The organism is Pseudonocardia acidicola (genome assembly GCF_012911935.1).
Lineage (GTDB): Bacteria > Actinomycetota > Actinomycetes > Mycobacteriales > Pseudonocardiaceae > Pseudonocardia > Pseudonocardia acidicola.
The window spans coordinates 1-26,997 of the sequence record NZ_JAAXLA010000053.1 but is presented as its reverse complement, the minus strand read 5'-3'; the positions used below and the strand labels follow the sequence as shown (position 1 = coordinate 26,997).

The 26,997-nt window shown below is 73.6% G+C and carries 24 protein-coding genes; 15 read left to right on the top strand and 9 right to left on the bottom strand.

Features of this window, described 5'->3' with window-relative positions:
- Positions 1-2: 2 nt before the first annotated feature.
- The 4 genes from HF526_RS23760 to HF526_RS23745 form a co-directional block, all read right to left on the bottom strand.
- Positions 3-986: a VWA domain-containing protein gene (locus HF526_RS23760; protein ID WP_169383779.1), complete on the bottom strand. Its 984-nt coding sequence runs from the start codon at positions 984-986 to the stop codon at positions 3-5.
- Positions 983-1,936 carry a DUF58 domain-containing protein gene (locus tag HF526_RS23755; protein ID WP_169383778.1) on the bottom strand — a complete coding sequence of 318 codons (954 nt, stop codon included), beginning with the start codon at positions 1,934-1,936 and terminating at the stop codon, positions 983-985. The genes HF526_RS23760 and HF526_RS23755 overlap by 4 nt, the downstream gene beginning before the upstream one ends.
- Positions 1,933-2,973: an AAA family ATPase gene (locus HF526_RS23750; protein ID WP_169383797.1), complete on the bottom strand. Its 1,041-nt coding sequence runs from the start codon at positions 2,971-2,973 to the stop codon at positions 1,933-1,935. Before HF526_RS23750 ends, HF526_RS23755 begins: the two co-directional genes overlap by 4 nt.
- 99 nt (positions 2,974-3,072) lie before the next feature.
- Positions 3,073-4,386, bottom strand: coding sequence for an NlpC/P60 family protein (locus tag HF526_RS23745; protein ID WP_338051697.1), 1,314 nt, complete (start codon positions 4,384-4,386; stop codon positions 3,073-3,075).
- A 420-nt stretch (positions 4,387-4,806) separates the two neighbouring features.
- Here HF526_RS23745 and HF526_RS23740 point away from each other — a divergent pair, with 420 nt between their 5' ends.
- The 6 genes from HF526_RS23740 (at position 4,807) to HF526_RS23715 (ending at position 12,714) form a co-directional block, all read left to right on the top strand.
- The gene (locus HF526_RS23740) at positions 4,807-7,611 is read left to right on the top strand and encodes an aconitate hydratase (protein ID WP_169383777.1); all 2,805 of its coding nucleotides are present in this window, start codon (positions 4,807-4,809) and stop codon (positions 7,609-7,611) included.
- Between the two features lie 182 nt (positions 7,612-7,793).
- Positions 7,794-8,660 carry a rhomboid-like protein gene (locus HF526_RS23735; RefSeq protein WP_169383776.1) on the top strand — a complete coding sequence of 289 codons (867 nt, stop codon included), beginning with the start codon at positions 7,794-7,796 and terminating at the stop codon, positions 8,658-8,660.
- 199 nt (positions 8,661-8,859) lie between these two features.
- Positions 8,860-9,315: a PPOX class F420-dependent oxidoreductase gene (locus tag HF526_RS23730; protein ID WP_169383775.1), complete on the top strand. Its 456-nt coding sequence runs from the start codon at positions 8,860-8,862 to the stop codon at positions 9,313-9,315.
- Positions 9,316-9,577: 262 nt separating this feature from the next.
- Positions 9,578-10,411, top strand: coding sequence for an alpha/beta fold hydrolase (locus HF526_RS23725; RefSeq protein ID WP_169383774.1), 834 nt, complete (start codon positions 9,578-9,580; stop codon positions 10,409-10,411).
- 202 nt (positions 10,412-10,613) lie between these two features.
- Entirely contained in the window at positions 10,614-11,600 is a 987-nt protein-coding gene (locus HF526_RS23720) for a DUF5996 family protein (RefSeq protein ID WP_169383773.1), read from the top strand.
- 403 nt (positions 11,601-12,003) lie between these two features.
- The gene (locus HF526_RS23715; RefSeq protein WP_338051696.1) at positions 12,004-12,714 is read left to right on the top strand and encodes a sulfite exporter TauE/SafE family protein; all 711 of its coding nucleotides are present in this window, start codon (positions 12,004-12,006) and stop codon (positions 12,712-12,714) included.
- A 414-nt stretch (positions 12,715-13,128) separates the two neighbouring features.
- Here HF526_RS23715 and HF526_RS23710 read toward each other — a convergent pair whose 3' ends face one another.
- The 5 genes from HF526_RS23710 to egtA all read right to left on the bottom strand — a co-directional run bounded on the left by HF526_RS23710 (position 13,129) and on the right by egtA (position 18,242).
- Entirely contained in the window at positions 13,129-13,593 is a 465-nt protein-coding gene (locus HF526_RS23710) for a cupin domain-containing protein (RefSeq protein ID WP_169383771.1), read from the bottom strand.
- A gap of 82 nt (positions 13,594-13,675) precedes the next feature.
- Positions 13,676-14,647, bottom strand: a complete 972-nt coding sequence (gene egtD / locus HF526_RS23705) for an L-histidine N(alpha)-methyltransferase (RefSeq protein WP_169383770.1) — start codon at positions 14,645-14,647, stop codon at positions 13,676-13,678.
- On the bottom strand, positions 14,644-15,429 hold the full coding sequence (gene egtC / locus HF526_RS23700) for an ergothioneine biosynthesis protein EgtC (protein ID WP_169383769.1): 786 nt from the start codon (positions 15,427-15,429) through the stop codon (positions 14,644-14,646). Before egtC ends, egtD begins: the two co-directional genes overlap by 4 nt.
- A gap of 48 nt (positions 15,430-15,477) precedes the next feature.
- The gene (gene egtB, locus HF526_RS23695) at positions 15,478-16,842 is read right to left on the bottom strand and encodes an ergothioneine biosynthesis protein EgtB (RefSeq protein WP_169383796.1); all 1,365 of its coding nucleotides are present in this window, start codon (positions 16,840-16,842) and stop codon (positions 15,478-15,480) included.
- Positions 16,839-18,242, bottom strand: a complete 1,404-nt coding sequence (gene egtA / locus HF526_RS23690) for an ergothioneine biosynthesis glutamate--cysteine ligase EgtA (protein ID WP_169383760.1) — start codon at positions 18,240-18,242, stop codon at positions 16,839-16,841. The genes egtB and egtA overlap by 4 nt, the downstream gene beginning before the upstream one ends.
- Before the next feature lie 130 nt (positions 18,243-18,372).
- On the opposite strand from egtA, the gene HF526_RS23685 reads away from it, so the two are divergent.
- From HF526_RS23685 to HF526_RS23645, 9 genes are all read left to right on the top strand, one after another.
- Complete coding sequence (locus HF526_RS23685; RefSeq protein ID WP_169383768.1) at positions 18,373-18,954, top strand: TetR/AcrR family transcriptional regulator; 582 nt, start codon at positions 18,373-18,375, stop codon at positions 18,952-18,954.
- A 196-nt stretch (positions 18,955-19,150) separates the two neighbouring features.
- On the top strand, positions 19,151-19,774 hold the full coding sequence (locus HF526_RS23680) for a TetR family transcriptional regulator (protein ID WP_169383767.1): 624 nt from the start codon (positions 19,151-19,153) through the stop codon (positions 19,772-19,774).
- Entirely contained in the window at positions 19,771-21,051 is a 1,281-nt protein-coding gene (locus tag HF526_RS23675; RefSeq protein WP_169383766.1) for an acyl-CoA dehydrogenase family protein, read from the top strand. The genes HF526_RS23680 and HF526_RS23675 overlap by 4 nt, the downstream gene beginning before the upstream one ends.
- On the top strand, positions 21,048-22,136 hold the full coding sequence (gene selD / locus HF526_RS23670; RefSeq protein ID WP_169383765.1) for a selenide, water dikinase SelD: 1,089 nt from the start codon (positions 21,048-21,050) through the stop codon (positions 22,134-22,136). The genes HF526_RS23675 and selD overlap by 4 nt, the downstream gene beginning before the upstream one ends.
- Positions 22,133-22,675 (top strand): cytidyltransferase, encoded by a 543-nt coding sequence (locus HF526_RS23665; protein WP_169383764.1) that lies wholly within the window; start codon positions 22,133-22,135, stop codon positions 22,673-22,675. The genes selD and HF526_RS23665 overlap by 4 nt, the downstream gene beginning before the upstream one ends.
- Complete coding sequence (locus HF526_RS23660) at positions 22,672-24,012, top strand: phosphoglycerate mutase (RefSeq protein WP_169383763.1); 1,341 nt, start codon at positions 22,672-22,674, stop codon at positions 24,010-24,012. The genes HF526_RS23665 and HF526_RS23660 overlap by 4 nt, the downstream gene beginning before the upstream one ends.
- A 90-nt stretch (positions 24,013-24,102) precedes the next feature.
- The gene (locus HF526_RS23655) at positions 24,103-24,492 is read left to right on the top strand and encodes a DUF2267 domain-containing protein (RefSeq protein WP_169383762.1); all 390 of its coding nucleotides are present in this window, start codon (positions 24,103-24,105) and stop codon (positions 24,490-24,492) included.
- 323 nt (positions 24,493-24,815) lie between these two features.
- Positions 24,816-25,493, top strand: coding sequence for a DsbA family protein (locus tag HF526_RS23650; protein ID WP_169383761.1), 678 nt, complete (start codon positions 24,816-24,818; stop codon positions 25,491-25,493).
- Positions 25,494-26,121: 628 nt separating this feature from the next.
- A partial coding sequence (locus HF526_RS23645) for a hypothetical protein (protein ID WP_211177702.1) occupies positions 26,122-26,997 on the top strand: 876 nt, incomplete at its 3' end.

Below are 26,997 nucleotides of genomic sequence, written 5' to 3'. Positions count from 1 at the left end.
GGTCAGGGGAAGCGGCGGCCGAGGAGAAGGCCGGTGGCGGTGCCGAGGACCAGCAGGACGGTGCCGGCGATCAGCCATGGGCGGCTGGTGTCGACGCGGCGTACCTCGTAGCCGATCTGCTCGCCGAGCTGGGCATAGACCTGGCGGAGTTCCTGCTCACTGGCGGCGGTGAAGAACTGGCCGCCGGACAGGGCGGCGATCTCGCGCATCGACGCGTCGTCCACCGCGACGCGGGTCCGGCCGCCCTCGATCTCGATCGTGCCGTAATCGGTGCCGAAGGAGATGGTCGAGACCGGGATCTTCGCCTCGGCGGCCTTGCGGGCCGCGGTGAACGAGCCGCGCGGCTCGTTCTCCCCGTCCGGACCGGGAACGGTCTGCTTGCCGTCGCTCATCAACACGATCCGGGCCGGCGGCGGCCCCGCCGCGTCCGCGGCGGCGACGGCCCGGGAGAAGTTGTCGATCGACTGCATCGCCGCGTAGATGGCCTCGCCGGTGGCCGTGGACTCCGCGAGCCGCAGCCCGTCGACCGCGCGCTTGACGGCCTCCCGGTCGGTGGTCGGCGAGACCAGTACCGCGGCGGTGCCGGCGAAGGACACCAGGCCCAGGTTGATCCCGGGGGTGAGCTGGTCGGCGAACGCCTTGGCCGCGGCCTGTGCCGCGGCCAGCCGGGTCGGTGCGACGTCGGTGGCCTTCATCGACAGCGACACGTCGATGACCAGCATGACGGTGGCCCGGTTGCGGGGAACCCTCGCCTCGGCCTCGGGGCCCGCCAGCGCGACGGTCAGCACGGCCACGGCCGCGATCAGCGCGGCGGCCGGCAGGTGCCGCGGCCAGCCCGGACGCCGCGGGGCGACCGTGTCGAGCAACGCCAGGTTGGTGAACAGCACGGTGTCGCGGCGGCGCCGGCGCAGCAGCAGCAGGTACCCGGCGACCAGCGCGATCACGAGCAGCAACCCGAGCAGCCACCAGGGGTGGGAGAAGGTCACCGGCCGCCCCCGGACCAGGCCCGCTTGCGGGTCAGCGCGAACCGCACGACGTCGGCGATCCAGTCGGAGTCGGTACGCAGCGTCAGGTGTGCGGCCCCGCAGCGGCGCAACGTCGCGGCCACCCGCTCGCGGTGCTCGGCGGCCGCGGCGGCGAACTCGCGGCACAGCAGCGGGGTGGTGACGACCTCGCGTTGCCGCCCGGTCTCCGGGTCGGCCAGCACGACGGTGCCGATGTCGGGCAGCTCCAGCTCGCGCGGGTCGAGCACCTCGACGCCCAGCAGGTCGTGCCGGGTCGACAGCGCCCGCAGCGAGCGCTCCCAGTCGGGCTCGCCGAGGAAGTCGGAGATCACCACGGCCAGCCCGCGCCGGCGCGGCGGCCGGCGCAGTTGTTCGACGGCCGCGGTCAGGTCGCCGCGGGTGCCCTCCGGCGCGCGCGGGGTCTCCGCGACCCGGCGCAGCAGCGCGCGGGCGTGCCCGAGGCCGCTGCGGGCCGGGATCCGGACGGTCTGCGCCCCGGTCGCCACCAATGCCCCGATGCGGTTGCCGCCGCCCCGGGTGAGGTGGGTGACGGCGGCGAGCGCGGCGACGGCGAGGTCGCGCTTCTCGCAGGCCGCGGTGCCGAAGTCCAGGCTGGGTGACAGGTCGATGACGACCCAGGTCTCCAACTCGCGGTCGGCGATGGTCTCGCGGACGTGCGGCTCGGTGGTGCGCGCGGTGACCGCCCAGTCCATCCGGCGCACGTCGTCGCCGGGCTGATAGGGCCGGGACTCCCCCGGCTCGCTGCCCGGCCCCGGGACCAGCCCGAGGTGGTTGCCCTGCAGCAGTCCGTCCAGCCGGCCGCGCACGGTCAGTTCCAGGGTGCGCAGCGCAGCGTCGATGTGGCCGTCGCGCAGCGACGGCGGCGCGGCGGCGGCCCGCCGCGGCGTGGCGCGGGGCGGCCCGGCACTCACGTCGGCGTGCCCGCCTGGCTGTACTGCGGCCGCGCACTGACCTGCGGCAACGGGACGGTCTGCAGCACCCGGGAGATGATGTGGTCCATCGGCACGGCGTCGGCCACGGCGTCGTAGGACAGCACGAGCCGGTGCCGCAGCACGTCGGGCGCGACGTCGAGGACGTCCTGCGGGAGCACGTAGTCGCGGCCGCGGATCAGCGCCAGCGCCCGCGCGCCCGCCACGATCCCCAGGGTGGCGCGGGGCGAGGCGCCGTAGGACACCCAGCCGGCGATGTCGCCGAGGCCGTGGTCGGCCGGGGTGCGGGTGGCGACGACGAGCCGCACCACGTAGTCGACGAGCGCGTGGTGCACGAACACCCGCGACGCGACCTGCTGCAGCCGGGACAGCTCGGCCGGGTCGATGATCTGCTGGGCCACCGGCGGCTCGGCACCCATCCGGTAGACGATCTCGCGCTCCTCCTCGACGCCCGGGTACTCGATGATGATCTTGAAGAGGAAGCGGTCGCGCTGCGCCTCGGGCAGCGGGTAGACGCCCTCGTTCTCGATCGGGTTCTGGGTGGCCAGCACCAGGAACGGGTCGGGCATCGGGAAGGTCCGGCCGCCGATCGACAGGTGCCGCTCGGCCATCACCTCGAGCATCGCCGACTGCACCTTGGCCGGCGCCCGGTTGATCTCGTCCGCGAGCACGAAGTTCGCCACCACCGGGCCGAGTTCGACGTCGAACTCCTCGCGGCCCTGACGGTAGATCCGGGTGCCGAGGATGTCGGCGGGCACCAGGTCCGGGGTGAACTGCAGGCGCGCGAACGTGCCGCCGACCACCGTCGCCACCGTCTCCACGGCCAGGGTCTTCGCGACTCCGGGCACGCCCTCCAGCAGCAGGTGCCCCTTGGCCAGCAGCCCCACGAGCATCCGCTCGACCAGCCGGTCCTGTCCGACGATCACCCGCTTGATCTCGAACACGACCCGCTCGAGCTTCTCACCCTCCCGCGCCGGGCTCGGGACACCATCGGGCTGGTCGGACGCAGACTGCGGCACGCTCACCTCTCCATCACACCGCGATCACCGTATGACGGCGGTGAAACCGGAATGCCCGCACTCGACCACGTCCGGGCCTGTTGCACCGGCGGACGTGGCTCACAGCATGCGCGTGGCGTACGGCATCAGGCCGTTGGTGCGCACGGCGGTGACCCGCACATGGCTGCCCGAGTACGGGGCCTCGATCATCTGACCGTTCCCGATGTAGAGGGTCACGTGCACGATGGTCCCGCCGTCGCTGTAGAACAGCATGTCTCCCGGCCGCCGTTGCGCGACCGGCACCTGCTGGCCGGAGGTGTACTGGTAGCCGCTGTAGTGCGGCAGGGAGATCCCGGCTCCGGCGAAGGCGTAGATCATCAGCCCCGAGCAGTCGAAGCCGATCTTGCGGTAGTCACCGAACTCGTCGGCGACCCCGCCGTCGCGGATGCCCAGCGACGGGCCGGACCCGGTGCCGCCGCCCCACGCGTACTGCACCCCGAGCTGCGACATGGCCCGGTCGATGACCCGCTGCACGCTGCTGGAACCGGCGGCGGCGCGCGGTGACCCGGCCGCCGACGCGACCCGGCTCGCCGCGGCCTGCTGCTCGGCCCGCTCCCGCGCCGCCTCCGCCGCCTGCTGTTCGCGCTGCCACTCCTGGAACCGCGCGCGCTGTCCGCGCAGCCCGGCGTCCGCGGCCTGCGCCGCGTCCAGCTGGTTCTGCACACCGGCCCGCTGCGCCTGCACGGCCGCGAGCTGGGCGGCCTGCGCCTGAGCCGCCGACTCGGCCTGGGCCATCGCGTCGTCGGCGGCCGTCTTGGCCCGCTGCGCCTGGTCCGCACGGGCCCGGGCCTCCTCCTGCGCGGCCCGCGCGCGCGAGTCGGCGTTGGCCTTGTCGACCCGCGCGCGTTCCAGGCCGTCCAGGGCCTGCTTCTGCTGCTGGGCGATGACGTTGGTCAGCTGGGCCCGGTCCAGCAGATCGTCCGGGCTGGTGGCGGCGTTCAGCAGGCCGAGTGGCCCGTCGCCGAGAGCCTGCTGGTACTGGACGGCGATGAAGTCGTCGAACTGCCGGTGGGCCGCGTCGATGGCCGCGCTCGCCGCATTGGTCTCGACGCGGGCGGCCTCCGCCTTGCGGGTCGCGGCGACTGCCGCGTCCTGGGCGTTCTGCATATCCACCAGCGCCCGGTTGGCGATCTCCCGGCGCCCGGCGAGCTGCATGTTCAGCTCCTCGGCCCGGCTGTCCAGGTCGGCCAGCTGAGTGGTCAGCCGCCCGACCGCCACGGCCTGCTGGGACACGGCGTCGCGGCTGCGCTGCAGCTCACCGTCGCTCGGGTTCGGCGGGGGCGCCGGCGACGGCGGCTGGGCCATCGCCGTCGAGGTGCCGCCGAGCAGTGCGACCAGCACGAGCAGTACGACAACCGCGCGTCCGGACCGCACGTATCCCTCCATCCCGCCGCCGACCGGGCCAGGCCCGCCGGTGATCACGCGAACCGCGCCGACTGTGCCAGTCGGGGGACGACACAGCGGGTAGCCACACGCGCAACGCAGAGCAACTTCCACCACATGGCGTAATGCCAACACGGTGCGGAGTCATGAGGGAGCGACTACTCCGATCAGCCGTAGGAGATTTCACCCGATGCATCCCCGACGGTCACCAATCGCCCGCCCGAGCCGGTCCGGGCAGCCGGTGGCACCCCCTCCGCCCCGCCTCGCCCGTGAGGGCCCCTGCGGTCGACGCGCTAATAGGACGGGCGTACTGTTTGGCCCGAGTGGGGTCTCGCTGACGCGCCGGGTGCTGTGCGCGAGACTGCCCCGCAACCGAACAGACGCGCCCACCACGCCAGGAGGAGAGCCATCGTGGCCACCAGCGACAGCTTCGGAGCCAAAGGAACAATCGAGGCGGGCGGCGCTTCGTACGAGATCTTCCGGCTCTCCGCCGTGGAGGGTGCCGAGAAGCTGCCGTTCAGCCTGAAGGTGCTGCTGGAGAACCTCCTGCGCACCGAGGACGGCGCCAACGTCACCGCCGACCACATCCGGGCGCTCGCGTCCTGGGACCCCACGGCCGAGCCGGACACCGAGATCCAGTTCACCCCGGCCCGGGTGATCATGCAGGACTTCACCGGTGTCCCCTGCGTCGTCGACCTCGCCACCATGCGCGAGGCCGTCACCGAGCTCGGCGGCGACCCGGCGAAGGTCAACCCGCTCGCCCCGGCCGAGCTGGTCATCGACCACTCGGTGGTCATCGACATCTTCGGTCGGCCGGACGCCTTCGAGCGCAACGTCGACTTCGAGTACCAGCGCAACAAGGAGCGCTACCAGTTCCTGCGCTGGGGCCAGGGCGCCTTCGACGAGTTCAAGGTCGTCCCGCCCGGCACCGGCATCGTGCACCAGGTCAACATCGAGCACCTGGCCCGCGTGGTGATGGCCCGCAACGGGCAGGCCTACCCCGACACCCTGGTCGGCACCGACAGCCACACCACCATGGTCAACGGCCTGGGCGTGCTGGGCTGGGGCGTCGGCGGCATCGAGGCCGAGGCGGCCATGCTCGGCCAGCCCGTCTCGATGCTCATCCCGAAGGTCGTCGGATTCAAGCTGACCGGGGAGATCCCGGCCGGCGCCACCGCCACCGACGTGGTGCTGACGATCACCGAGATGCTGCGCCGGCAGGGCGTCGTCGGCAAGTTCGTGGAGTTCTACGGCGAGGGCGTCGGCGCCGTGCCGCTGGCCAACCGCGCCACCATCGGCAACATGAGCCCCGAGTTCGGCTCCACCGCGGCGATCTTCCCGATCGACGACGAGACGGTGCGCTACCTCACGCTCACCGGCCGCTCCGACGAGCAGATCGCGCTGGTCGAGGCCTACGCCAAGGAGCAGGGTCTGTGGCACGACCCGTCCCGCGAGGCCGTCTACTCCGAGACCCTCGAGCTGGACCTGTCGACCGTCGTGCCGTCCATCGCCGGGCCCAAGCGCCCACAGGACCGCATCGAGCTGGTCCAGGCGAAGGAGGCCTTCCGCTCCGCGCTCGGCGACTACGCCGACGACGACGGCAAGCGCTCCAGCGTCGACGAGGCCTCCGACCAGTCGTTCCCGGCCAGCGACCCGCCCGCGGTCGACAACGGCAACGGCGACGGTACGCCGCACGCCCCGATCTCGGCCGCGGCCGGCGCCGACGGGCGCACCAGCAAGCCCACCCGGGTGACGCTGGAGAGCGGCACCTCCTTCGAGCTCGACCACGGCGCCGTCGTGATCGCCTCGATCACCTCGTGCACCAACACCTCCAACCCGTCGGTGATGCTCGGCGCGGCGCTACTGGCCCGCAACGCCGTGGACCGCGGCCTCGCCGTCAAGCCGTGGGTGAAGACGTCGATGGCGCCGGGATCGCAGGTCGTCACCGACTACTACGAGAAGGCCGGCCTCTGGCCCTACCTGGAGAAGCTGGGCTACCACCTGGTCGGCTACGGCTGCACCACCTGCATCGGCAACTCCGGCCCGCTGGCCGAGGAGATCTCCGCGGCGGTGAACGAGGCCGACCTGGCGGTCGTCTCGGTGCTGTCGGGCAACCGGAACTTCGAGGGCCGGATCAACCCCGACGTCAAGATGAACTACCTGGCCTCGCCGCCGCTGGTCATCGCCTACGCGCTGGCCGGGACGATGGACTTCGACTTCGAGACCCAGCCGCTCGGGAAGGACACCGAGGGCAACGACGTGTTCCTGCGCGACATCTGGCCCTCGGCGCAGGACGTCCAGACCACGATCGACAACGCGATCAGCCAGGAGATGTTCACCAAGGACTACGCCGACGTCTTCGCGGGCGACGAGCGCTGGCAGTCGCTGCCCACCCCGGAGGGCAACACCTTCGAGTGGGACCCGGAGTCGACCTACGTCCGCAAGCCCCCGTACTTCGAGGGCATGCAGCCGAAGCCGGAGCCGGTGCAGGACATCAGCGGTGCCCGCGTGCTCGCGCTGCTGGGTGACTCGGTGACCACCGACCACATCTCCCCCGCCGGTTCGATCAAGGCGGACACCCCGGCCGGGCAGTACCTGACCGAGCACGGCGTGGACCGCAAGGACTTCAACTCCTACGGCTCCCGGCGCGGCAACCACGAGGTGATGATCCGCGGCACGTTCGCCAACATCCGGCTGCGCAACCAGCTGCTGGACGGGGTCAGTGGCGGCTACACCCGCGACTTCACCCAGGAGGGCGGCCCGCAGGCGTTCATCTACGACGCCGCGCAGAACTACGCCGCGCAGGGCACACCGCTGGTGGTGCTGGGCGGCAAGGAGTACGGCTCGGGTTCGTCGCGCGACTGGGCGGCCAAGGGCACCGCGCTGCTCGGCGTCAAGGCCGTGATCGTGGAGTCCTACGAGCGCATCCACCGGTCGAACCTGATCGGCATGGGCGTGCTGCCGCTGCAGTTCCCGGCCGGCGAGTCGGCCGCGTCGCTGGGCCTGGACGGCACGGAGACCTTCGACGTCTCCGGGGTCACCGTGCTCAACGACGGCTCGACCCCGCGCACGGTCAGGGTGACCGCGACGAAGGACGGCGGCCAGACCGTCGAGTTCGACGCCGTCGTCCGGATCGACACCCCCGGTGAGGCGGACTACTACCGCAACGGCGGGATCATGCAGTACGTGCTGCGCGGGATGCTCGCGCGCAGCTGAGCGCCACCGCACGACGGCGGGCACCCCTCGGGTGCCCGCCGTCGGCGTTTTCCGGGCCGTCTCAGACCCCGAGCTGGGAATTCGCTGTGGGTTCGCCCGATTGCGCACAGCATGCGCATAGCAGGATGGGCTGTACTCGGAGGTGCGCAGCAGGTGACCCGCTCGGGAGAGGAACCGCCGAGATGACGATGACCGCCGTCCCGCCACGTGTGGTCGGTCCCGACGGCCGTCGGCGTCTCGCGCCGATCGCTGCGCTGGCCGTCGGCGTGACCCGGTTGCCGGTGACGGTGTCCTACCTCCTGACCTCGGCGGTCGTCGCGACGCTGCTGGCGTCGTTGCGGCCCGGCGCCCAGGCGCACGTGATCCTGGCCGCGAGCACCAACCTGGACAACCTCAGCAGGGGTGATCTCGTCACGCTGGTGACCAGCGCGTTCGTCACCGACGAGCCGCCGAGCTGGCTGTGGTGGGCGGGGGTCGGCGCGCTGCTCGCCGCGGCCGAGTTCGCCCTCGGGAGCCGCCGGCTCGTCACGACGTTCGCGCTGGGCCATGTCGGGGCGACTGCGCTGGTGGCGGTGGGGCTGGTGATCGGGATCGAGGGGTCGTGGTTGCCGGCGAGCCTGAGCGGCGCCGACGACGTCGGGGTCAGCTACGGCGCGGCCGCCGTACTCGGCTCCCTGACCGCCGTGCTGCCGGCCCGGTACCGGTTCCCCTGGGCGGCCGGGTGCTCGGCCGTCGCCGTGACCGCCCTGATCGCGGCGCCCAGCTTCACGGCCGTGGGGCACGTGCTCGGGTTGCTCCTCGGCCTCGCGGTGGCCGCTGTGACGGTGCGCCGCGGCGCGGGGACGGCCGGAACGCGGACCGATTCGCTGGGCTTCCGGGCGCTGCTCGCGGTGGGTGTGGCCTTCGTGTACGCGGCCGTCGGCGGCAGCGTCGGCGCCTGGTGGTCGCCGTTGCCGATCGGCCTGGCCGCCGGTCTCGGGGTCGCGGCCGTCCGGTATGCGGCGAACCGGCGGAGGGCCGTGCGGGCCACCTGCCGCCCGACGCTGTGACGTGACCCGCGGTCGTTGCGGCGGCGTCGTGCGACTCCCGGCGTCGCCGCCGGCGGTGCTCCGGGTCGCGACGATGCCGAGCAGTACGAACACGCTCGCGGCCGCCACCAGGTACGGACGCCGGTCCCGGCGACGGCAGTCCCCGGCCCCACCGGCACGATGGGCGTCGCGTGCACGAGCCGACAGGAGAACCTCGAACATGGACCTGCCTCCCGGGTTGCTCGAACTGCTCCGCCGGTCCAGTCCCTGCTACCTGGCGACGTCGATGCCCGACGGCTCCCCGCAACTGACGCAGACCTGGGTCGACACCGACGGTGAGCACATCCTGATCAACAGCGTCGCCGGCTACCAGAAGATCAGAAACATCGAACGCGACCCGCGGGTGGCCCTGACCGTCTCCGACCCGACCGACCCCGCCCGGTACTTCGCAGTTCGTGGCCACGTCCTGGACGTGACGACCGACGGCGCGGTCGACCACATCGAGAAACTGGCTCAGCGGTATCTGGGTGGCCCGTATCCCTGGTACGGAGGCCGTGACCAGACCCGCCTGCTGATCACCGTCGAGGCGGACACGATCAGCAGCACGGGATGGACCACCGCGCCGTCTGCGGAGGACGAGCCGGTCACAACGTCCCGCGGTTCATCGCCAACATGATCAGCCCGGACAGGGGCGGCTGACGGGGCCGCTCGACCAGCGCTGGCCGGGCCGCGGATCGGTGCAGGCCGGGGGCCGTCGCGGCGCGCGAACAGCGGAGTCGGTTGCCGCCATCGGTCCGTAGACACCGCCGTCGAGGGTGGTCGACGATGGCCGGGCGGCAGACCGGGGCCGCGCACGACGCGGATGCCCGCACGCGAAGACACCGTCTCCGGTTGTCAACCGGCGGCCGGATCACCGCACGTGCTCGATGGGGAAGCCCATGCCCTTCATCACCGTCGGCCGGGAGAACTCCGGCAACATCGACATCTACTACGAGGACCACGGCAGCGGTCGGCCCGTGGTGCTCATCCACGGCTATCCGCTCAGCGGGCACTCTTGGGAGAAGCAGCTCAAGGTCCTGCTCGACGCCGGCCACCGGGTGATCACCTACGATCGCCGCGGTTTCGGCGATTCCAGCCAGCCCACCGTCGGCTACGACTACGACACCTTCACCGCGGACCTGACCGCCCTGATGCAGACCCTCGACCTGCGCGACACGACGCTGGTCGGGTTCTCGATGGGTACCGGCGAGGTGACCCACTATCTGGGCACCCGCGGCTCCGACCGGGTCCGCTCGGCGGTGCTGCTCGGGCCCATCCCGCCGTATCTGCTCAAGACCGACGACAACCCCGAGGGCGTCGACAAGAGCGTCTTCGACCAGATCATGGCGGCGGTCATCGCCGACCGGCCGGCATACCTGAAGGACTTCCTGGACAACTTCTACAACGTCGACAAGTTCCGCGGCACCCGGATCAGCGACCAGGCCTGGCAGCTGAGCTGGAACGTCGGTGCCGGCGCGTCGGCCTACGCCACATGGGCGTGCGTCCCGACCTGGCTGACCGACTTCCGCGGCGACCTGCCGAAGATCGACGTCCCCGTGCTGGTGGTCCAGGGCACCGAGGACCGCATCCTGCCCATCGACTCCACCGGCCGGCGGCTGCCCGCGCTGATCAAGGACTCCCGGCTCGTGGAGATCCCCGCGGGCCCGCACAACATCGGCTGGACCCATGCCGAGGAGGTCAACCGCGAGCTGCTCGGCTTCCTCGCGGGGTGACCCGCGGGACCCGGCCCGACGTCCGGGGCCCGTTTCCGAGCCCCGGTGACGGGGGCCGGCCGCCTGGTCAGCCGCCGCCGGGCAGGCCATCGTCGGTGAGGGGCGACCGCTGCGTACGGCCGTACGATTGTGGCGCAGCTCCCCGGGCGGTGCCCGCGGAGCTGCCGGAGATCCCGGCCTTCGCCGCCGGAGGGGGCGTGCCATGGCAGTTGAACCGCCGATCCGGGCGTCCCGGGCGACGACTGCGGCGTTCCCCGAGATCCCCTACCCGTCCTGGCGCGACAGCCTGGCCACCCTGCACCGGTTCGCGCAGGTGGTCGGCAAGATCCGGCTGGCCGCCAGCCACCGGCGCAACCACTGGTGGAACGTGCCCTTCCATCTGACCGGGCGAGGGATCACCACCCGCCCGATGGGCGACGACCCGATCTTCACGATCGACTTCGACTTCCTCGACCATCGGCTCGACATCACCACGGTCAGCGGGCTACGCCACGCCTTTCCACTGGTCGGGCAGTCGGTGGCCGGCTTCACCGCCGAGCTGGCCCGCGGGCTCGAGGCCGTCGACGTGGACGTGGCGATCGCACACCCGCGGCCGTTCGACCTGCCCGACGCCGCCCGGCCCTTCGCCGAGGACACCGAGCACGCCGGTTACGACCCGGCCGCGGTCACCCGGTATTGGCGGGTGCTGAGCCGGGTGAACCTGCTCCTGGAGGAGTTCGCCGGACGCTGGTCGGGCAAGACGAGCCCGGTCCACCACTTCTGGCACACCTTCGACATCGCCGTCACGCGGTTCGGCGCCGGGCGCGTCGAGCACCCGCCGACCACCGACCCGGTCACCCGGGAGGCCTATTCGCGTGAGGTGATCAGCTTCGGGTTCTGGTTCGGCGACGACTCCTTCCCGGAGCCGGCGTTCTACTCCTACACCTCCCCCGAACCCGACGGCCTCGCCGACGAACCGCTGCAACCCGCCGGCGCGCGATGGGCCGAGCGCAACGGCAGCCACATCGCCGTGCTCCGCTACGACGACGCCCGGACGCTGCCCGAGCCCCGGACCGCTGTGCTCGACTTCTACGAGAGCGCCTACCGGGCCGGCACGCGCCGAACCGGCTGGGACCTCGCCCGCGACGACTGCATCGGCGGGGCCACCGACCCGTACGCGTGGGAGCGGCACGGGCGGCCCGTCATGTGACGCCGCCGGCGCGAGACCTTGTCGACCCGCTCCTGTCGCCGGGACCGTGCTCTCGGAGCTGGTCATCGTGACCCGAAGGCCGGACGACCACCGTCCACGACGCCGTGTTGCGGGCCCGGCGGACAGGCTGAACGGCCGCCGGGCCAGCACGTCCGCGGTCTGATCGACCCCGGGCCGGCACCGGGGGCCTGCCTCTGCGGTTCCTTCGCGGGCCGTCCGTGAGCCGGCGTCTCGGAGTCTGCGTCGCGGATTCGTTGTCAACGGTTGGTTGACGATTAGAAGCGTCAATCATTCAATGACATTTGAGGAACCGACCGGGGCAGGCGCGGGTCCTGTCCGCATCGTCGACCGGATCGCCCCGGCCCGCTGCACTCATGGCCTGCCGACCACCTACCGTGAGTCCGTGGTGATCGTCTTGGCCGGCCTCGTCGTCGCGCTCGGCGCCCTGGTGCAGGGCACGGTGGGGTTCGGCATCGCACTGGTCTCCGCGCCGCTGCTCGCGATTCTGGATCCGCGGCTCGTCCCGGTCCCACTGCTGGTGCTGTCCGGAACGCACGCGTTGCTCAGCCTGGCGCGGGAGCGTGGGGACACGGACTGGCGGGGCGTCGGGTGGGCCTTGGTCGGCCGGCTGCCCGGTACGGCGCTCGGGGTGCTGGCCGTGGCCACCCTGCCGCAGCGGAAGTTCGCGATCCTGATCGCGGGCTCGGTCCTGGTGTGCGCCGGCCTGTCCGCCCTGCGCTGGCGATTGCATCCCACGCCGCGCACGTTGATGGTCGCCGGGCTGGTCGGCGGCGTCTCGGGCACCGCGTCCTCGATCGGCGGACCGCCGGTGGCCCTGGCCTACCAGCGCGAGCGGGGTGCGCGGATCCGGTCCACGATGGCCGCCTACTTCACGGCCGGCACCGCGATGTCGGTGCTCTCCCTGGCCGCGGCCGGCCAGGTCCGTCTCGACGGTCTGCTCACCGGCGCCCTGCTGCTCCCGTTCATGTTCGCCGGGTTCCTGCTCTCCTCCCCCGCCCGACGGTTCCTGGACCGGGGCTGGACCCGGCCGGCCGTCGTCGGGCTCGCCTGCACCAGCGCGCTGGTGCTGCTCGCCCAGGCACTGGCGCCCTGAGCCGGGACGGCCCTGCGGGCGCGCGTGGGTCCGTCCGGGTTCATCTGTCCACGACAGGTTCACGACAAGGAGTGTCAATCTGTCATTGACAGATAGAGGGGCCCGTTGCCGAGAGGCCGGACCTGCGGTGTGGACGAGCGCATCCGAAGCGGGCGCGCCCGGCGCTCGTCCGGCATGGGGCCGGCCCCGGTACTGCCTCGTCGATCGGCGGTCCCGCGCGGCCGGCACCAGCGGGCGCCCCGGTCACCGCGGCCCGTTCACGATCGGTCGCCGGTCATCGCACTCTCCGGACCGCGGCCACGGCTGCTGAGGACTCACCGGCTTCTCCCCGACCGCCGGCCGCACCGCTGAGGTTGCGTCAATGTTTCATTGACTACTGGAGCGAGCGGGCTCCACGCCGGGCTCTGCAGCGGGTCAGCCGGCGGGCGCGGGATGAGCCGGGTCCACCCAGGGCACGTGCTCGGGCTCGGCGACGCCGTCGATGTCGAGGTTGACCACGATCGGCTCCTGGCCGCTGCGCGTGAGTACACACTCCAGCGGCTCGTCGTCGAGGGCGTTGATCTCCTGGTGCGGCACGTAGGGCGGCACGAAGATGAACCCGCCCGGTCCCGCCTCCGCGGTGAACTCGAGGTTCTCGCCCCAGCGCATCCGGGCCCGGCCGCGCACCACGTAGATCACGCTCTCCAGCTCACCGTGGTGGTGCGCCCCGGTCCGGGCGCCGGGGTGGATGGTGACCGTCCCGGCCCACAGCTTCTCCGCTCCCACCCGGCCATGGGTCACCGCGGCGGCGCGGTGCATCCCCGGGGTCTGCGGGGTGTTGGTGTCCAGCGCGTCACCGGGGATGACGCGTACGCCGTCGGTGCGCCAGTCCGTGCCCATGCGCGCCAGGCTAATGGTCCGGGCGTGCGGTCCGGAACCACGGTCTTCCCGGCTCACCGGCCACGCCGGGAGCCGGGCCGGGTCACAGCGCGGTGCCCAGGCTCAGCCCGAAGCGTCCGTCGCGATCCGACCACCACCGGGTCAGCTCGAACCCGGCGTCGACCAGCATCGCGCGCACCCCGTCGGGCCGGAACTTCGCCGACACCTCGGTGCGCATCTCCTCCCCCGCCGCAAACGCCACCGTCAGATCGAGCTCGGCGACGGTCACCGTCATGTCCCGCTCGGCACGCAGCCGCATCTCGATCCACTCGTTCTCGGCGTCCCACAACGCGACGTGGGCGAACGCCTCCTCGTCGAAGTCGGCCCCGAGTTCGCGGTTGAGCACCCGCAGCACGTTGCGGTTGAACTCGGCGGTCACCCCGGCGGCGTCGTCGTAGGCCGGCACCAGGACCGCCGGGTCGATGACCAGCCCGGTGCCCAGCAGCAGTTGCTCCCCCGGCTCCAGCACCGATCGGACGTGTGCGAGGAAGGCGGCCCGCTCATCGGGCAGCAGGTTGCCGATGGTGCCGCCCAGGAACGCGATCATCCGGCGGCCGCCACGGGGCAGCCGGCCGAGGTCGCGGGTGAAGTCGCCGACCACGCCGTGCAGTTCCAGACCCGGATACTCCTCCTCCAGCGCGTCCATCGCGCCGCGCAGCGCCGACTCGCTGACGTCCTGGGGCACGTAGCGACGCAGCGTTCCGGCCTTCGCGAACGCGTCGAGCAGCACCCGGGTCTTGTACGACGACCCCGAACCCAGCTCGACCACGGTGTGGGCGCCGGACGCGGTGGCGATCTCGCCGACGCTGTCGAGCAGCAGCGCGCGCTCGGTCCGGGTCGGGTAGTACTCCGGCAGCTCGGTGATCTTCTCGAACAGCTCGCTGCCACGGGCGTCGTAGAACCACTTGGGCGGCAACTGTTTGGGGTCGGCGGTGAGCCCGGCGCGGGCGTCGGCGCGCAGGGCGGCGTCGGCGTCGGCGCCGGTCAGGTGGACGTCGAGCAGGGCGGTGCTCATCGGACTCCCCGGGGCTTCTCGGACTTCTCTGTCATGAGCGCTTCGAACCGGCAGCGGCCCGGCTGGGCCGTCACCAGGTGCCGGTCGGGCACGTGCGCCCAGCCGGGTAGTGGATCGACGGGCTCGGAGGCGACGGTGACCGCAGCCTCGGCCCCGGGTTCGGTGCGGACGGCCAGGGCGTGGTCCCAGGCCGTGGCCCAGATCCGCTCGCCGTCGGTGAGCAACAGGTTGAGCCGGGAACCCGGGGCCGCGGCGTCGACGGCGAGCACGGTCTCGGCGAGCACCCGGCCCGGCTCGTCGCCGGCACGCAGCCGGTGCCGCACCAGCGCCCAGAGCAGCGCGGCATCGGTCGGCGCGTCGAGCGTCAGCAGGTCGGTGACCGGCAGCGACGCGGCGAGGCCGGCCACCGAGTCCGGCCAGCCGCGGACGACCCCGTTGTGGCTGAACAGCCAGCGCCCCTCCCCGAACGGCGCGGCGGCCGTCGGGGTCACCGGCATGCCGACGGTGGCCGAGCGGACCGCGGCGAGCACCGCGGTGCTGCTCGTGACGCCGGCCAGCGCGGAGAACGCGACGTCGGACCAGATCGGCTTGTCGCTGCGGTAGCGCACCGCATCGGCCGCCGGGCCCGGGTACCAACCGGCGCCGAACCCGTCGGCGTTGATCGTCCCCCCGCCGCGCATGTCCGCCGGGGCGTAGGACTGGTGCACCAACCCGTGGGGAGGGTCGAGCAGCAACGCCGACAGCGTCGTCGGCGGTCCGAGGTAGGCCAGATGCCGGCACATGCCCCTAGCGCCCGGCCCCGGCGGCGGCCGGACGTGCGATCCCCGGCACTACAGCCGGCCCTCCGCGGCCTCGGCTGCGGTGGCGTCCCGCGCGCAGCGGAACCCGGAGAAGATCTGCCGGCGGATCGGGTGGTCCCAGTTGCGGAACGTGCCCCGGATGGCGGCCGCATCGGTGCCGAACGAGCCGCCGCGCAGCACCCGGTAGTCGCCGCCGAAGAACACCTGCGAGTACTCGGGGTAGGGGAACACCTCGAATCCCGGGTAGGGCTCCCAGCCCGATGACGTCCACTCCCACACGTCGCCGATCAACTGGTGCACCCCGTGGGCCGACACCCCGCGCGGGTAGGCCCCGACCGGTGCGGGCTGCAGGTAGCGCTGGCCGAGGTTGGCGTGCGCGGGCGTCGGCTCCTCGTCGCCCCAGGGGTAGCGCCGGGACCGGCCGGTGGCCGGATCGTGCCGGGCGGCCTTCTCCCACTCCGGCTCGGTGGGCAGCCGCTTGCCCGCCCACGCGGCGTAGGCCGCGGCCTCGTGGAAGCACACGTGTACCACCGGCTCGTCGGCCGGAACGGGCTCGACGACGCCGAACCGGCGCCGCCACCACTGCCCCGACGCGTCCCGCTCCCAGAACTGCGGGGCGACCAGCCCGGCCTCGGTGCGGTGCTTCCAGCCGGCGTCGGTCCACCAGCGCGGGTCGTCGTAGCCACCGCCGGCGATGAACTCGGCGTACTCGCCGTTGGTCACGGGGTAGGCGTCGATCACGAACGCGGGCAGATCGACCGGGTGTGCGGGCCGCTCGTTGTCCAGCGCCCACGGCTCGGTGGACGTCCCCTGGGTGAACCGGCCGGCCGGGATCAGCACCTCGCGGGCCCCGCGGGGGGCGGCCGCGGGGGGCGGGGCGTCGGCCTGCAGTACCGGTGCGCCGGCCCGCAACTGGTGGGTGGCCAGCATCGTCTCGTCGTGCTGCTGCTCGTGCTGCACGATCATCCCGAACGCGAAGGCCCGGTCGACCAGACGGCGGCCGGTGAGTGGGCTGCGCTCCAGGGCGTCGAGGGCCTTGTCCCGGACCTCGGCGACGTAGGCGCGGGTCTCGGGCGGGGTCAGCAGCGGCAGATCGACACGGCTCGCGCGGGAGTGCTGAAACGCGTCGTAGAGCCCGTCGATCTCCGGGCGCAGCGGCTGGTGCCCGCCCGCGTCACGGACCAGCCACAGTTCCTCCTGGCTGCCGATGTGCGCGAGGTCCCAGACCAGCGGCGACATCAACGGCGAGTGCTGGGCGACCAGATCGGCCTCGTCGACGGCGTCGGTGAGCGCGGTGCTGCGCGCGCGGCTGCGCTCGAGCAGGCTCGCGACGTGCGCGCGCAGCCCCTCGGCGCCGAGCTCGGCGGGTGCGGGAACGGTGGAGGTCTCGGTCATGATCGGTCTCCTTCCGGGGTGCCCGGTCGGTCGGTCGGATCGAGAGGGAAGGCGGGGCCGGCCCAGTCCACGGGATGACCGGTCGCCACGCCGCCGGCCAGCTCGGCGGGCGGGGTCGGGTCGTCGGCCGGACATCGGCCGCGCAGCACCCGGCGTTCGGTGACCTCCTCCAGCGTGGCGACCAGTTCGGCGGAGGCCCCCGCATCGGGTGCCGCGGCGCAGGCCAGCTCGAACACGGTGCCCGCGGCCCGGGCCAGCACCCGGTCGGCGAGGCCGTGCCGTGCTGCGGAGATCCAGCGGTCCCGCGCGGGTTCGCAGGCCTCCAGCGCGCGATCCACGGCGAACGGGTCGCAGAGCAGGGCGACCAGTACCGCCGTGGGCAGCGCCCACTCGCGGCCGGCCTGCCCGTCGACGTAGCGCACCTCGAGGTGGCCGTGCGGGCGGACCGGCGGAAACAGCGTGGAGATGTGGTAGTCGAGGTCGGCGGTGGTCGGCGGCCGGGGCAGGGCACCGTGCACCCAGTCGGCGAAGGTGACCCGCTCCGGGACGTCCCACGGGCCGTCGCGCCGCACGCACAACAACGGCGACTGCACCACCCGCGCGGCCCAGGCCGCGGCCGGGTCGCCGTCGGTGGAGGTGGGCGGCGCGGTCCGCGCCGGGTCGAGCGAGAGCCAGGTGGCCATCCGGGAGGACTTCCACCCGGTGCGGCGCCCGTGCAGCACCGGCGAGTTCGCGAACGCGGCCAGCAGCACCGGCCCGAGTGCGTGCAGGACCGCCCAGCGGGTGGCGACGTCGGGGCCCTCCCCCGCGTCCAGGCACACCTGGACCGCGGCGGTGGCGCACATGCCGGTGCGGCCGTACGGGCCGATCCGGTCGAAGGCCTGCTCCATCGCGCGGTAGCGCGGGAGGTCGAGGACCCGCAGCGGCGGGCGGATGGGATCGGCCGCCCGGGGCTGGGGGCGCAGACCGTACGCCGCGAGCAGGCGGTGCAGCTCGTCGATGTCGGTCTCGACGGCCTGCACGAGGGGGGCGAGGCCGGCCAGCGGGGGGCTGGCGAGCTCGACCTGGCCGCCCGGCTCGATGGTGACGGTGGAGCCGGCGGGAAGCGGGAGAGCGGGAGAGGCGGGATCGAGGGCGGTCGGGGTGTGCGGGCCGAGGGCGGCGATGAGCACCGAGAGGTCGACCGGCGCGGCCGGGGCGTCGAAGCGGTGCAGGACCCACTCGAGTTCGACGCCCGCCAGCCGCGGGGGCCCGTGCTTGAAGCAGACCGACGCGACGTACGCCTCGGCCTCGGCGCAGGTGTGCAGGGTGTCCGGCCCCGAGCCGTCGTCCGCCGTCACCACGACCGGCGCGCCCAGGGGGCCCCGGGCCGTCGGCATGATCCCCGCGTCCTGCGCCACGTCGGGAAACGCTACCCTCGGCCCCCGACAATCGCAGGTCTTGACCGATCGCTCGCCGGCGCACCTCCGCCCGCCGCACCTCGGACCCGGCCGCGCCGTCAGCAATCCGTACGTACGGGATACTGACCGGATGCCCCGGGTCAGTACCGATCAGCTCGCCGCGCGGCGTCAGCAGATACTCGACGGCGCACGGACCTGCTTCGCCCGCTACGGCTACGAGGGCGCCACGGTCCGGCGGCTCGAGCAGACCACCGGGCTGTCCCGCGGTGCGATCTTCCACTACTTCCGGGACAAGGAGGCGCTGTTCCTGGCTCTCGCCGAGCAGGACGCGCGCCGGATGGCCGACGTGGTCGCCAGACAGGGCCTGGTCCAGGTGATGCGCGAGCTGCTGGTGGGCGCCGGGAACGGCACCGACGCCGACGACCTCAGCTGGCTCGGCACCCGGCTGGAGGTCTCCCGCCGGCTGCGCACCGACCCGGAGTTCCGGGAGCGCTGGCAGGCGCACTCCGCCGAGCTGACGGCCGCCACCCGCACCCGGCTGGAGCGGCAGGCCGCCGCGGGCGCGCTGCGCGACGACGTGCCGGTGCCGGTGCTCGCCCAGTACCTCGAGCTCATGCTGGAGGGGCTCGTCTCCCACCTGACGATGGGTCTGCCGGCCGACGAGCTGGACGGCGTGCTGGACCTGGTCGAGCAGGCCGTCCGCCGCTCCTGATCCGCACCCGGCGGGCCTGGGCCCGCATCGGCCACCGGGCGTCCCCGTCGGCGCAGCCGCCGCCGGAGAGCCCCGGTCCGCACGCGGCTCGGGATCGACACCGCACTCCCCTTCCCGGACCGGCTTGACGACACCACCCGGCGACGGCAGGATAACGGCGTTCAGTCCAGTGAACGTTGTTATGCGAGGTGAACGGGTGGAGGTCGAACCGGACCGGCAGGAGTCGGTCCGACTGTTCAAGCGCCGGCTGATCCGCGACGCGGCGAAGCGGATCTTCTCCGAGAAGGGCATCGGCGGGGCGTCGGTGCGGGAGATCGCGAAGGCCGCCGGCTACACGACGGGCGCGATCTACACCTACTTCGCGACCAAGGAGGAGCTCTACGCCGACGTGCTGCGCGACTCCCTCGACGCCCTGCACGACGAGGTCGTCGCGGCCACCGCGGCGGCGACGGCCGACCGGGCGGCCGCGGCGCTGCGCGGGCTGTGGACGTTCTACGACAGCCGCCGCTCGGACTTCGAGCTCGGCTTCTACCTCTACGGCGGTGCCCGGCCGGTCGGGCTGACCCCGGAGCTCAACCGGGAGCTCAACGGCCTGCTGGACCGGGTCATGGATCACATCGCCGGCTGCCTGGCCGACGACGGCCTCGCCGAACCCGAGCACGCCCACCATCTCGCGGTCTCCGCAGCGACCTGGGTGTTCGGGCTGCTGCTGATGACCAAGACCGGGCGGCTGCGCTCCCTCGGCGAGGACGCCGAGGCGCAACTGGACACCTACCTCAGCACCCTGACGACGCGGAACGAGACACGGAAGCAGAGATGACCGACCAGAACGGCAGCACGAACGGACCGGGCGGCCCGGGCGGCATCGCCCCCACCGCGCGCGTCACCGACTACACCGACCGGTTCGCGAAATTCCTCGAGACCGAGGTCGCCCCGCTGGAGCAGGATCTGGCGCGCCGCGGCGTCGGCACCCCGTGGCAACCGAAGCTCGACGACGCCGGCCGGATGCACCCGGAGGTCTGGGAGGCCCGCCGCGAGGTGCAGCGCCGCTCGGCCGCCGCCGGGCTGTACAACCCGCACATCCGCGCCGAGCTGGGCGGCGGCGGGTTCAGCCGGGTCGAGATGCAGCACGTGGAGGAGTTCGTCTACCGCAACGCCGGGTTGGGCCTCGGGCTCGCCGCGCTGGCCTGGACCGAGGGCGCGAACCCGGCCATCGAGCACGTCTCCGACGCCGCCCGGGGGCGCTACCTCGATCCGCTACTGGCCGGTGAGGTGACCGCCGCGTTCGCCAACACCGAGCCGGGTGTGGGGACCGACGTGCTGGCGATGAGCACCCACGCCCGCCGCGACGGCGCCGACTGGATCGTCAACGGGCGCAAGGCGTGGATAACCAACGCGCACTTCGCCGACTTCGTGCAGGTCGTCGCGGTCACCGAACCGGGCGCGGGCACCCGGTCGCTGTCGATGTTCCTCGTCGACGCCGACGCGCCCGGGTTCAGCCGGGGCCGGGACATTCCGACGATGATGGCCGACGGGCTGACCGGCGAGCTCGGGTTCGACGAGGTGCGGGTTCCGGCCGAGAACGTGGTCGGCGAGATCGGTGACGGTTTCGCGCTGGCCATGTCCTGGATCAACTGGCGGCGGCTGTGCCGCGGCGGGATGTGCGCCGGGTGGGGCCACTGGCTGCTCGACCGGGCGCTGGACCGGGCCCGCACGCGGACCTCGGGCGGGCGTCCGATCGCCGATCTGCAGGCGGTGCAGCACCTGCTCGCCGACATGGACGCCGACATCTACGCGGCGCGGTCGGCATCGCTGGTCGCGCAGGCCGAACTGGACGTGCTCGGCCCGTTCGACATCCCGCTGCACCGCGACGCACCGCGATTGATCAGCCTGGTCAAGGTGATCAACGACGAGGCGTTCTACCGGGTCGCGGACAACGCGGTGCAGGTGCACGGCGCCACCGGGCTGCTGCAGGGCTCACCGGAGGAGAAGCTGTTCCGGGTCGCACGCAACCTGCGGATCCCCGCGGGCACGGTGGAGATCCAGCGCAACGCCATCGCCCGCGGGCTGCTCCGGGGGGATCCGGCGTCGCGATGACCGGGCCGACCGGCACACCGCGGCTCACCCGGTACTCCACGGGTGGCGGCTGCGCGTGCAAGCTGCCGCAGTCGCTGCTGGCCGACGTCCTGGCCACCGTGCGCGGCACCGGGGTGCTCGGCGCCGGCGGCGCCGGGCCGGTCCGGGACCCGGCGCTGCGGGTGGGCCTCGACCCGGCCGACGACGCCGCGGTCTACGCGATCGACGAGACCCGCGCATGGGTGATCACCTGCGACTTCCTCACCCCCGTCGTCGACGACGCCCGGGCCTGGGGCCGGATCGCCGCGGCCAACGCACTGTCCGACGTGTACGCCATGGGCGGGCGACCGCTGCTCACGCTGAACCTGCTCGGCTGGCCCGCCGAACTGGGCGGCGATCTGCTGGCTGCGGTGCTGCGCGGCGGTGCGCAGGCCGTCGCGGCGGCCGGGGCGCTGCTGGTCGGCGGGCACAGCATCGTCGACCCGGTGCCCAAGTACGGGCTGGTCGCGATCGGCGAGGTCGACCCGCGGGCGGTGCTGCGCAAGGGCGGCGGCGCCGCCGGCGACGCGCTGGTGCTGACCAAGCCGCTCGGCGTCGGCGTCGTGGGCACCGCGGTGAAGCGCGGGCAGGCACCGGCGGAGCTCGTCGAGGCCGCCGTCGCGTCGATGACCAGGCTGAACGCCGACGCTGCTGCGGTCGCGCGGGAGGCGGGCCTGCGCGGCGGCACCGACGTGACCGGCTACGGGCTGATCGGGCACCTGCACGAGATGACGCTGGCCGCCGGGCTCGCCGCCCGCATCGACCCGGGCGCCGTGCCCCGGCTGCCCGGAGTGGCCGGCCTGCTCGCCGCGGGCTGCGCGCCCGACGGGTCGGTCCGCACGCTGGACGCCGCCCTGGCCGCGGGCTGGTTCGACCCGGCCGGCCTGGGCCGCGCCGAACAGGTGCTGCTCGCCGACGCCCAGACCTCCGGCGGCCTGCTACTCGCCGTGCCCCCGGCCCGGGCCGCCGGCGTCGTCGCCCGGCTGCACGAGCACGGCGACACCGCGGCCGCGGTGGTCGGCGAGCTGGTCGACGGCGCGCCCGGCACGATCGCGGTCGCCCGGTGACCGCGCTCGGCTGCGTCACCGGTCGGTTCCAGCCGGTCCACGACCAGCACCTGCAGCTGTTCGAGATCGCGCTGGGCCGGTGCGACCGCCTGATCGTGGCGATCACGAACCCGGACACCGGGGCCCGGCACCCGGAGCCGACGTCGGCCCACCGGCACACCGCCGCGGCCAACCCGTTCACCTACTACGAGCGGGCACTGCTGCTCGGGGCCGCGGTGACCGCGGCCGGCTGGGCGCCCCGGGTGACCGTGGTGCCGTTCGACCTGACCCGGCCGCAGCTGTGGCCGCAGTACGTCCCGCTGCACGCGCGGCACTTCGTGCGGGCCTACAGCGCCTGGGAGCGGCGGAAGGCCGGCTGGTTCGCCGACGCCGGCTACCCGGTCACCGTGCTCGACGGCGATCCCGGCACCAAGGTGTCCGCGACCGACATCCGCCGGCTGCTGGCCACGGGCGGCGACTGGCGGGACGCGGTCCCGGCGGCGACCGTCCCCGTGCTGGCCGAGCTGCTCGCCGAGACCCCGATGGAGCAACGCACGTGAGACCCCCCGGCCATGGCGAGACCCAGCCCCGCCTCGACGACGACCGGCTGCCGGTGGTGCTGGTCGTCCTCGACGGCCTCGGCGACCGGCCGGTGCCGCAGCTCGGCGGCCGCACCCCGGCCGAGGCCGCGCACACCCCGGTGCTGGACGCGCTGGCCCGGCGCGGCGCCTCCGGCTGGCACCTGCCTTTCGGCTGGGGCCGGGCGCCGGCCTCGGAGCTGGCGCACTGGGCGATGTTCGGTTTCGCCGACGTCGCCTTCCCCGGGCGCGCGGTGCTGGAGGCGATCGGCGCCGGGCTCGACGTCGAGTACGGCGTCGCGATGGCGCACGCGGCTCTGCGCACCTCGCGGGTCGACGCCGGCCGGGTGTGGATCACCGGCCGGGTCGGCCGCGGCGACGAGGCGGACGCGACCGCGCTGCTCGCCGAACTCGAACCCGTGCTCACCCGGCACGGCGCGACGCTGCGCCCGCTGGGCGGCCGCGGCGAGGCCCTGCTGGTCCTGCCCGGGCACACCTCCGGCGAGGTCACCGACTCCGACCCGTTCTTCGAGGACTTCCATCCCTGGCTGCGGGTGCGCCCGACCGGACCCGCGGGCGCGGCGACCGCCGAGGCGCTCACCGCGCTGCTGCTCGACGTGCGTGCCGCGCTGTGCGCCAGCGAGGTCAACGCGGCCCGGGCCGGGCGCGGCGCGCCCGCGCTGGACGTGCTGACCACCAAGTGGTCCGGGACACGCCGGCCCATCCCGGACTTCGTCGAGCAGACCGGGGTGGCCGGGGCCGCCGTCACCAGCACCCGGCTCTACCGCGGGCTGGCCGGGATCCTGGGCATGGCGCAGCGGCACCTGCCCCCCGACCCGGACGTGTCGGCCGACCTGGCCGCGCGACTGGTCGTCGCCCGGGAGCTGATCGGCTCCGGCGCCCGGTTCGTGCACGTGCACACCAAGGCGACCGACGAGGCCGGGCACACCAAGCAGCCGTTCGCCAAGCGGGAGGTCCTGGAGGCCGCCGACACCGGCCTGGCCGGGCTCGCCGAGCTGGCCGACCACGCCGTCGTCGCCGTCACCGGGGATCACGCCACCCCCTCGGTCGACGGGGTGCTGCACACCGGTGACCCCACCCCGCTGGTCGTCGCCGGCCCGGCGGTGCGCCCCGACGGCGTCACCGCGTTCGGCGAAACACCGGCCCGTGCGGGCTGGTACGGCGCCGTGCGGGCCACCGAGCTGCTGCCACTGCTGTTCGGGCACGCCAACCGGCCGGTCTTCCTCGGCCACCGCGCCACCCCACGACTCAGCCTCGCGCTGCCCGACGACCCGGAGCCGATGCCCGCGGCACCCTGAACCGGCCGATCGGCAGCGCCGAACCGCCCGCCGTTTTCCCTGGTACACCTGGGGTAACTCAGCGGGCCACGGGGGCGACGAGGAGGCGACATGGACGACCGCGAGTTCTACCGGACGGTGGCCGAACGCACGGGCCTGTCGCGGGAGGAGGCCGCCGACCTGAGCCGGGCGACGATGCAGGCCATCGCCGCGCGGATGAGCCCGGGTGAGGTCGACGACCTCGCGATGCTCCTGCCCGACCAGCTGGCGGACTCGTTGAAGAGCGGGCGCGGGCGGCCGTCCAAGCGCAAGGGGCTGCTCGACATCAAGCAGCAGGTCATGGACCGCACCCGGCTGAACGAGCAGGAGGTGCACGACGGCGTCCGCGGGGTGCTCACCACATTGCGCGACGCCGTCCCGGAGGACGCGTTCACCCAGGCGATGGGCCAGCTGCCCGGCGAGTTCCGCAGCCTTCTCGAGGAGGCTGCGGAAGGCAGCTGACCCGCGGCACCCCGCTCGGGCCGGCGCGGGCGCCCGCGGGCCGCACAGCCGGGTCGTCGGCGACCATGGGGGGTGCGGTGCAGCGCAGGATCCCCACCTCGGCAGCCCGCGAGCACGGCGGGGAGGGCTGAGCCGCGCGCACCCGACTCACGTCGTGAACGGGCCGGCCGGAGCTGCCGACCCCCGATGACGAACTCCCGCAACGCTTCTGGCACCGGTGGACCGAGGCGCAGCGACCGTCGCGGCCGGGAGCATCGGCGTTCCGCCGTCGTTGTCGGGCGGCGTCCGTACCCGTTCACCGGAAGAGGACGACGGAGGGTGAGATGGCAGGAAACGAGCTCCGCGGAACGCAGGCCCGGCGGCGCGGGCCCTGGATCTGGCTGCTGGCGTTGCCCGTTCTGGGTCTGGCGAGCACCGCGCCCGGTGGCAGCGTGGTGCCGTCGATACCCCTTCCGCGCGGCGCGACGCCCTCCGGTGACGGCGTGGTGGTCGGCAACGGCCCGGTCCCCGTCGACGCCTACATCGACTTCGGCTGCCCGTTCTGCCGCCAGTTCGAGATGATGGCCGGCTCCACGCTCGACACCCTGCTGTCCAACCGGCTGATCAGCCTGGTCTACCACCCGATGAACTTCCTGGACGCGGTCTCCACCACCGGGTACTCGACGCGCGCCGCGGCGGCCTCCGGCGCGGCCTCCGACGCCGGGCGGTACCGCGAGTACGCCCGCGTCCTGTTCGACAACCAGCCCCCCGAGGGCGGTCCCGGCCTGTCCGACGACGAGTTGATCGCGCTCGGCGCAATGGCCGGGATCACCGACCCGGCGTTCGCCGAGACCATCCGCAACGGCGTCTATCTGCCCTGGCCGCCCTACGTGACCGAGCGGGCCGTCGAGCGCGGGGTCGCAGGCACCCCCAGCCTGTTCGTCGCCGGCGTGCCGGTCGCGGCCCGGCCGGAACCGATCCTGCAGGCGGTCCAGGCCGCCATCCAGGTCGTCGTCCGCTGACCCGGAACGGGCGGCAGCGGGTGGCCCCGCTGCCGTCCGCTTCTCCCCCGGCATCGGGGCCGGGTCCCTTCGCGACGGGCCCCCTCCGCCCGGGCCGGGCCCTCCGGACGGGCCGCGGCCCCGCCCCGAGCCGGTGCGCGCCGGCCCATCCCGCACCGGCTCGCCCGGTCCGGCGACCCTGACGCCGGACCGGGCGCCATCGTTCTGTGCCACACCATGTCGCTAGCGGCTGTTCGCGCACGGATTGGGGACGTTGGACCCGTTCGGCCCGGGCACATCCGTAGTGGAATTGCGCTCTCACCGACGTGAGGGGGACGCCATGGGCGGGTTGGGGGCACATCGCCGGACCTGGGGGCGTCCGGACCCGCTCCCGGCTCTGACCAGGTACTCCTGCGCGCGCGATCCCTCGCCGACCTAGCTGTCCGCGGCCACGCAGAACTCGATCCGGTGCAGGGGTCTCGGACGTGGATGCCACGCGACGCGGCCCGGGGAGAAGACGGTTATCCACTGAGGTGGCGCGATGGCGAAGCCGGGATTCGGACGGCCACGGGGGCCCGGCGCAGGGGGGCACGTGCGATGGCCCTGGCTGTGCCGCACCGGACCGGCGGAGACGGAGGAGGTGGCCGTCGTGGCCGCCCCGGCGGGTGGCCTGGCCGTCGAGGAGCGCCCCCGCCCCGCGACGACCGCCACGGACCCGCGACCACACCTCGTGTGGCGGGCGGCGCCGGACCGGCCGAGCACCGACCCGGGCACCGGAGTGGACCTGCTCCGGTTGCTCGAGATCACCCGGCTCACACCTGCACAGGCAGCGGCGATCGCCACCGACGTGCTCTGCGCCCTGGAGTCCCTGCACGCGACGGGGGACGCCGGCGGCGGATTCGGTCTCGACGCCGTGCGCGTCGGCGCGGACGGCCGGAGCCGGCTCACCGGCCGGGCGGGGTATCCCGGTGACGGGTCCCCGGCACCCACCGGACACTGCCGTGACGACCTCACCGCGGCCGCGGCGGTGCTCACCGAGCTGACTCTCGCCGCGCGGCGCCCGCTCCCGAACCCGGACCAGCGGGCCACCGACCTGCTGTGCGTTCTCGACCACGCCACCGCGGACGCTGCCCGGCCCGAGGCTGAGGCGGGGCCGATCGCCGCGCTGCTGCGCGGCGCCGGTGCCGCGAGCGCCTCGGCGCGGGCCGAACTGGCGGCGCTCGTCGCGGCGGCCGGCGGCCGGCAACCGCCGGGCCGGCCCATCGCAGCGGCATCCACGGCCGAGGCCCGCAGGCTCGTCGCACCCGCGGCCCCCCGCGAGGACCGCCTGCGCGCCGCAGCGCGGAGCGTGGCGCGGCGGTCCTGGAAGTGGGCGCTCTCGTTCGTGGTGCTGGTCGCGACGATCCTGATCGAGTTCGCCTTCCTGCACGACCAGATCACCCGCGACATCGGGCTGGTCCTGGGCGCGGGCCGGCAGGGGACGACCACAGCGGCCGGTCCGGAACCTCCCGCCCCCGTGCCCGCC

Coding starts and splice junctions, on each gene's coding strand:
- HF526_RS23655 (WP_169383762.1), top strand. CDS start 24,103: ATGGACGACCGCGAGTTCTACCGGACGGTGGCCGAACGCACGGGCCTG.
- HF526_RS23735 (WP_169383776.1), top strand. CDS start 7,794: ATGACGATGACCGCCGTCCCGCCACGTGTGGTCGGTCCCGACGGCCGT.
- HF526_RS23685 (WP_169383768.1), top strand. CDS start 18,373: ATGCCCCGGGTCAGTACCGATCAGCTCGCCGCGCGGCGTCAGCAGATA.
- egtD (WP_169383770.1), bottom strand. CDS start 14,647: ATGAGCACCGCCCTGCTCGACGTCCACCTGACCGGCGCCGACGCCGAC.
- HF526_RS23730 (WP_169383775.1), top strand. CDS start 8,860: ATGGACCTGCCTCCCGGGTTGCTCGAACTGCTCCGCCGGTCCAGTCCC.
- egtB (WP_169383796.1), bottom strand. CDS start 16,842: ATGACCGAGACCTCCACCGTTCCCGCACCCGCCGAGCTCGGCGCCGAG.
- HF526_RS23650 (WP_169383761.1), top strand. CDS start 24,816: ATGGCAGGAAACGAGCTCCGCGGAACGCAGGCCCGGCGGCGCGGGCCC.
- HF526_RS23675 (WP_169383766.1), top strand. CDS start 19,771: ATGACCGACCAGAACGGCAGCACGAACGGACCGGGCGGCCCGGGCGGC.
- HF526_RS23710 (WP_169383771.1), bottom strand. CDS start 13,593: ATGGGCACGGACTGGCGCACCGACGGCGTACGCGTCATCCCCGGTGAC.
- egtC (WP_169383769.1), bottom strand. CDS start 15,429: ATGTGCCGGCATCTGGCCTACCTCGGACCGCCGACGACGCTGTCGGCG.
- HF526_RS23720 (WP_169383773.1), top strand. CDS start 10,614: ATGGCAGTTGAACCGCCGATCCGGGCGTCCCGGGCGACGACTGCGGCG.
- selD (WP_169383765.1), top strand. CDS start 21,048: ATGACCGGGCCGACCGGCACACCGCGGCTCACCCGGTACTCCACGGGT.
- HF526_RS23725 (WP_169383774.1), top strand. CDS start 9,578: ATGCCCTTCATCACCGTCGGCCGGGAGAACTCCGGCAACATCGACATC.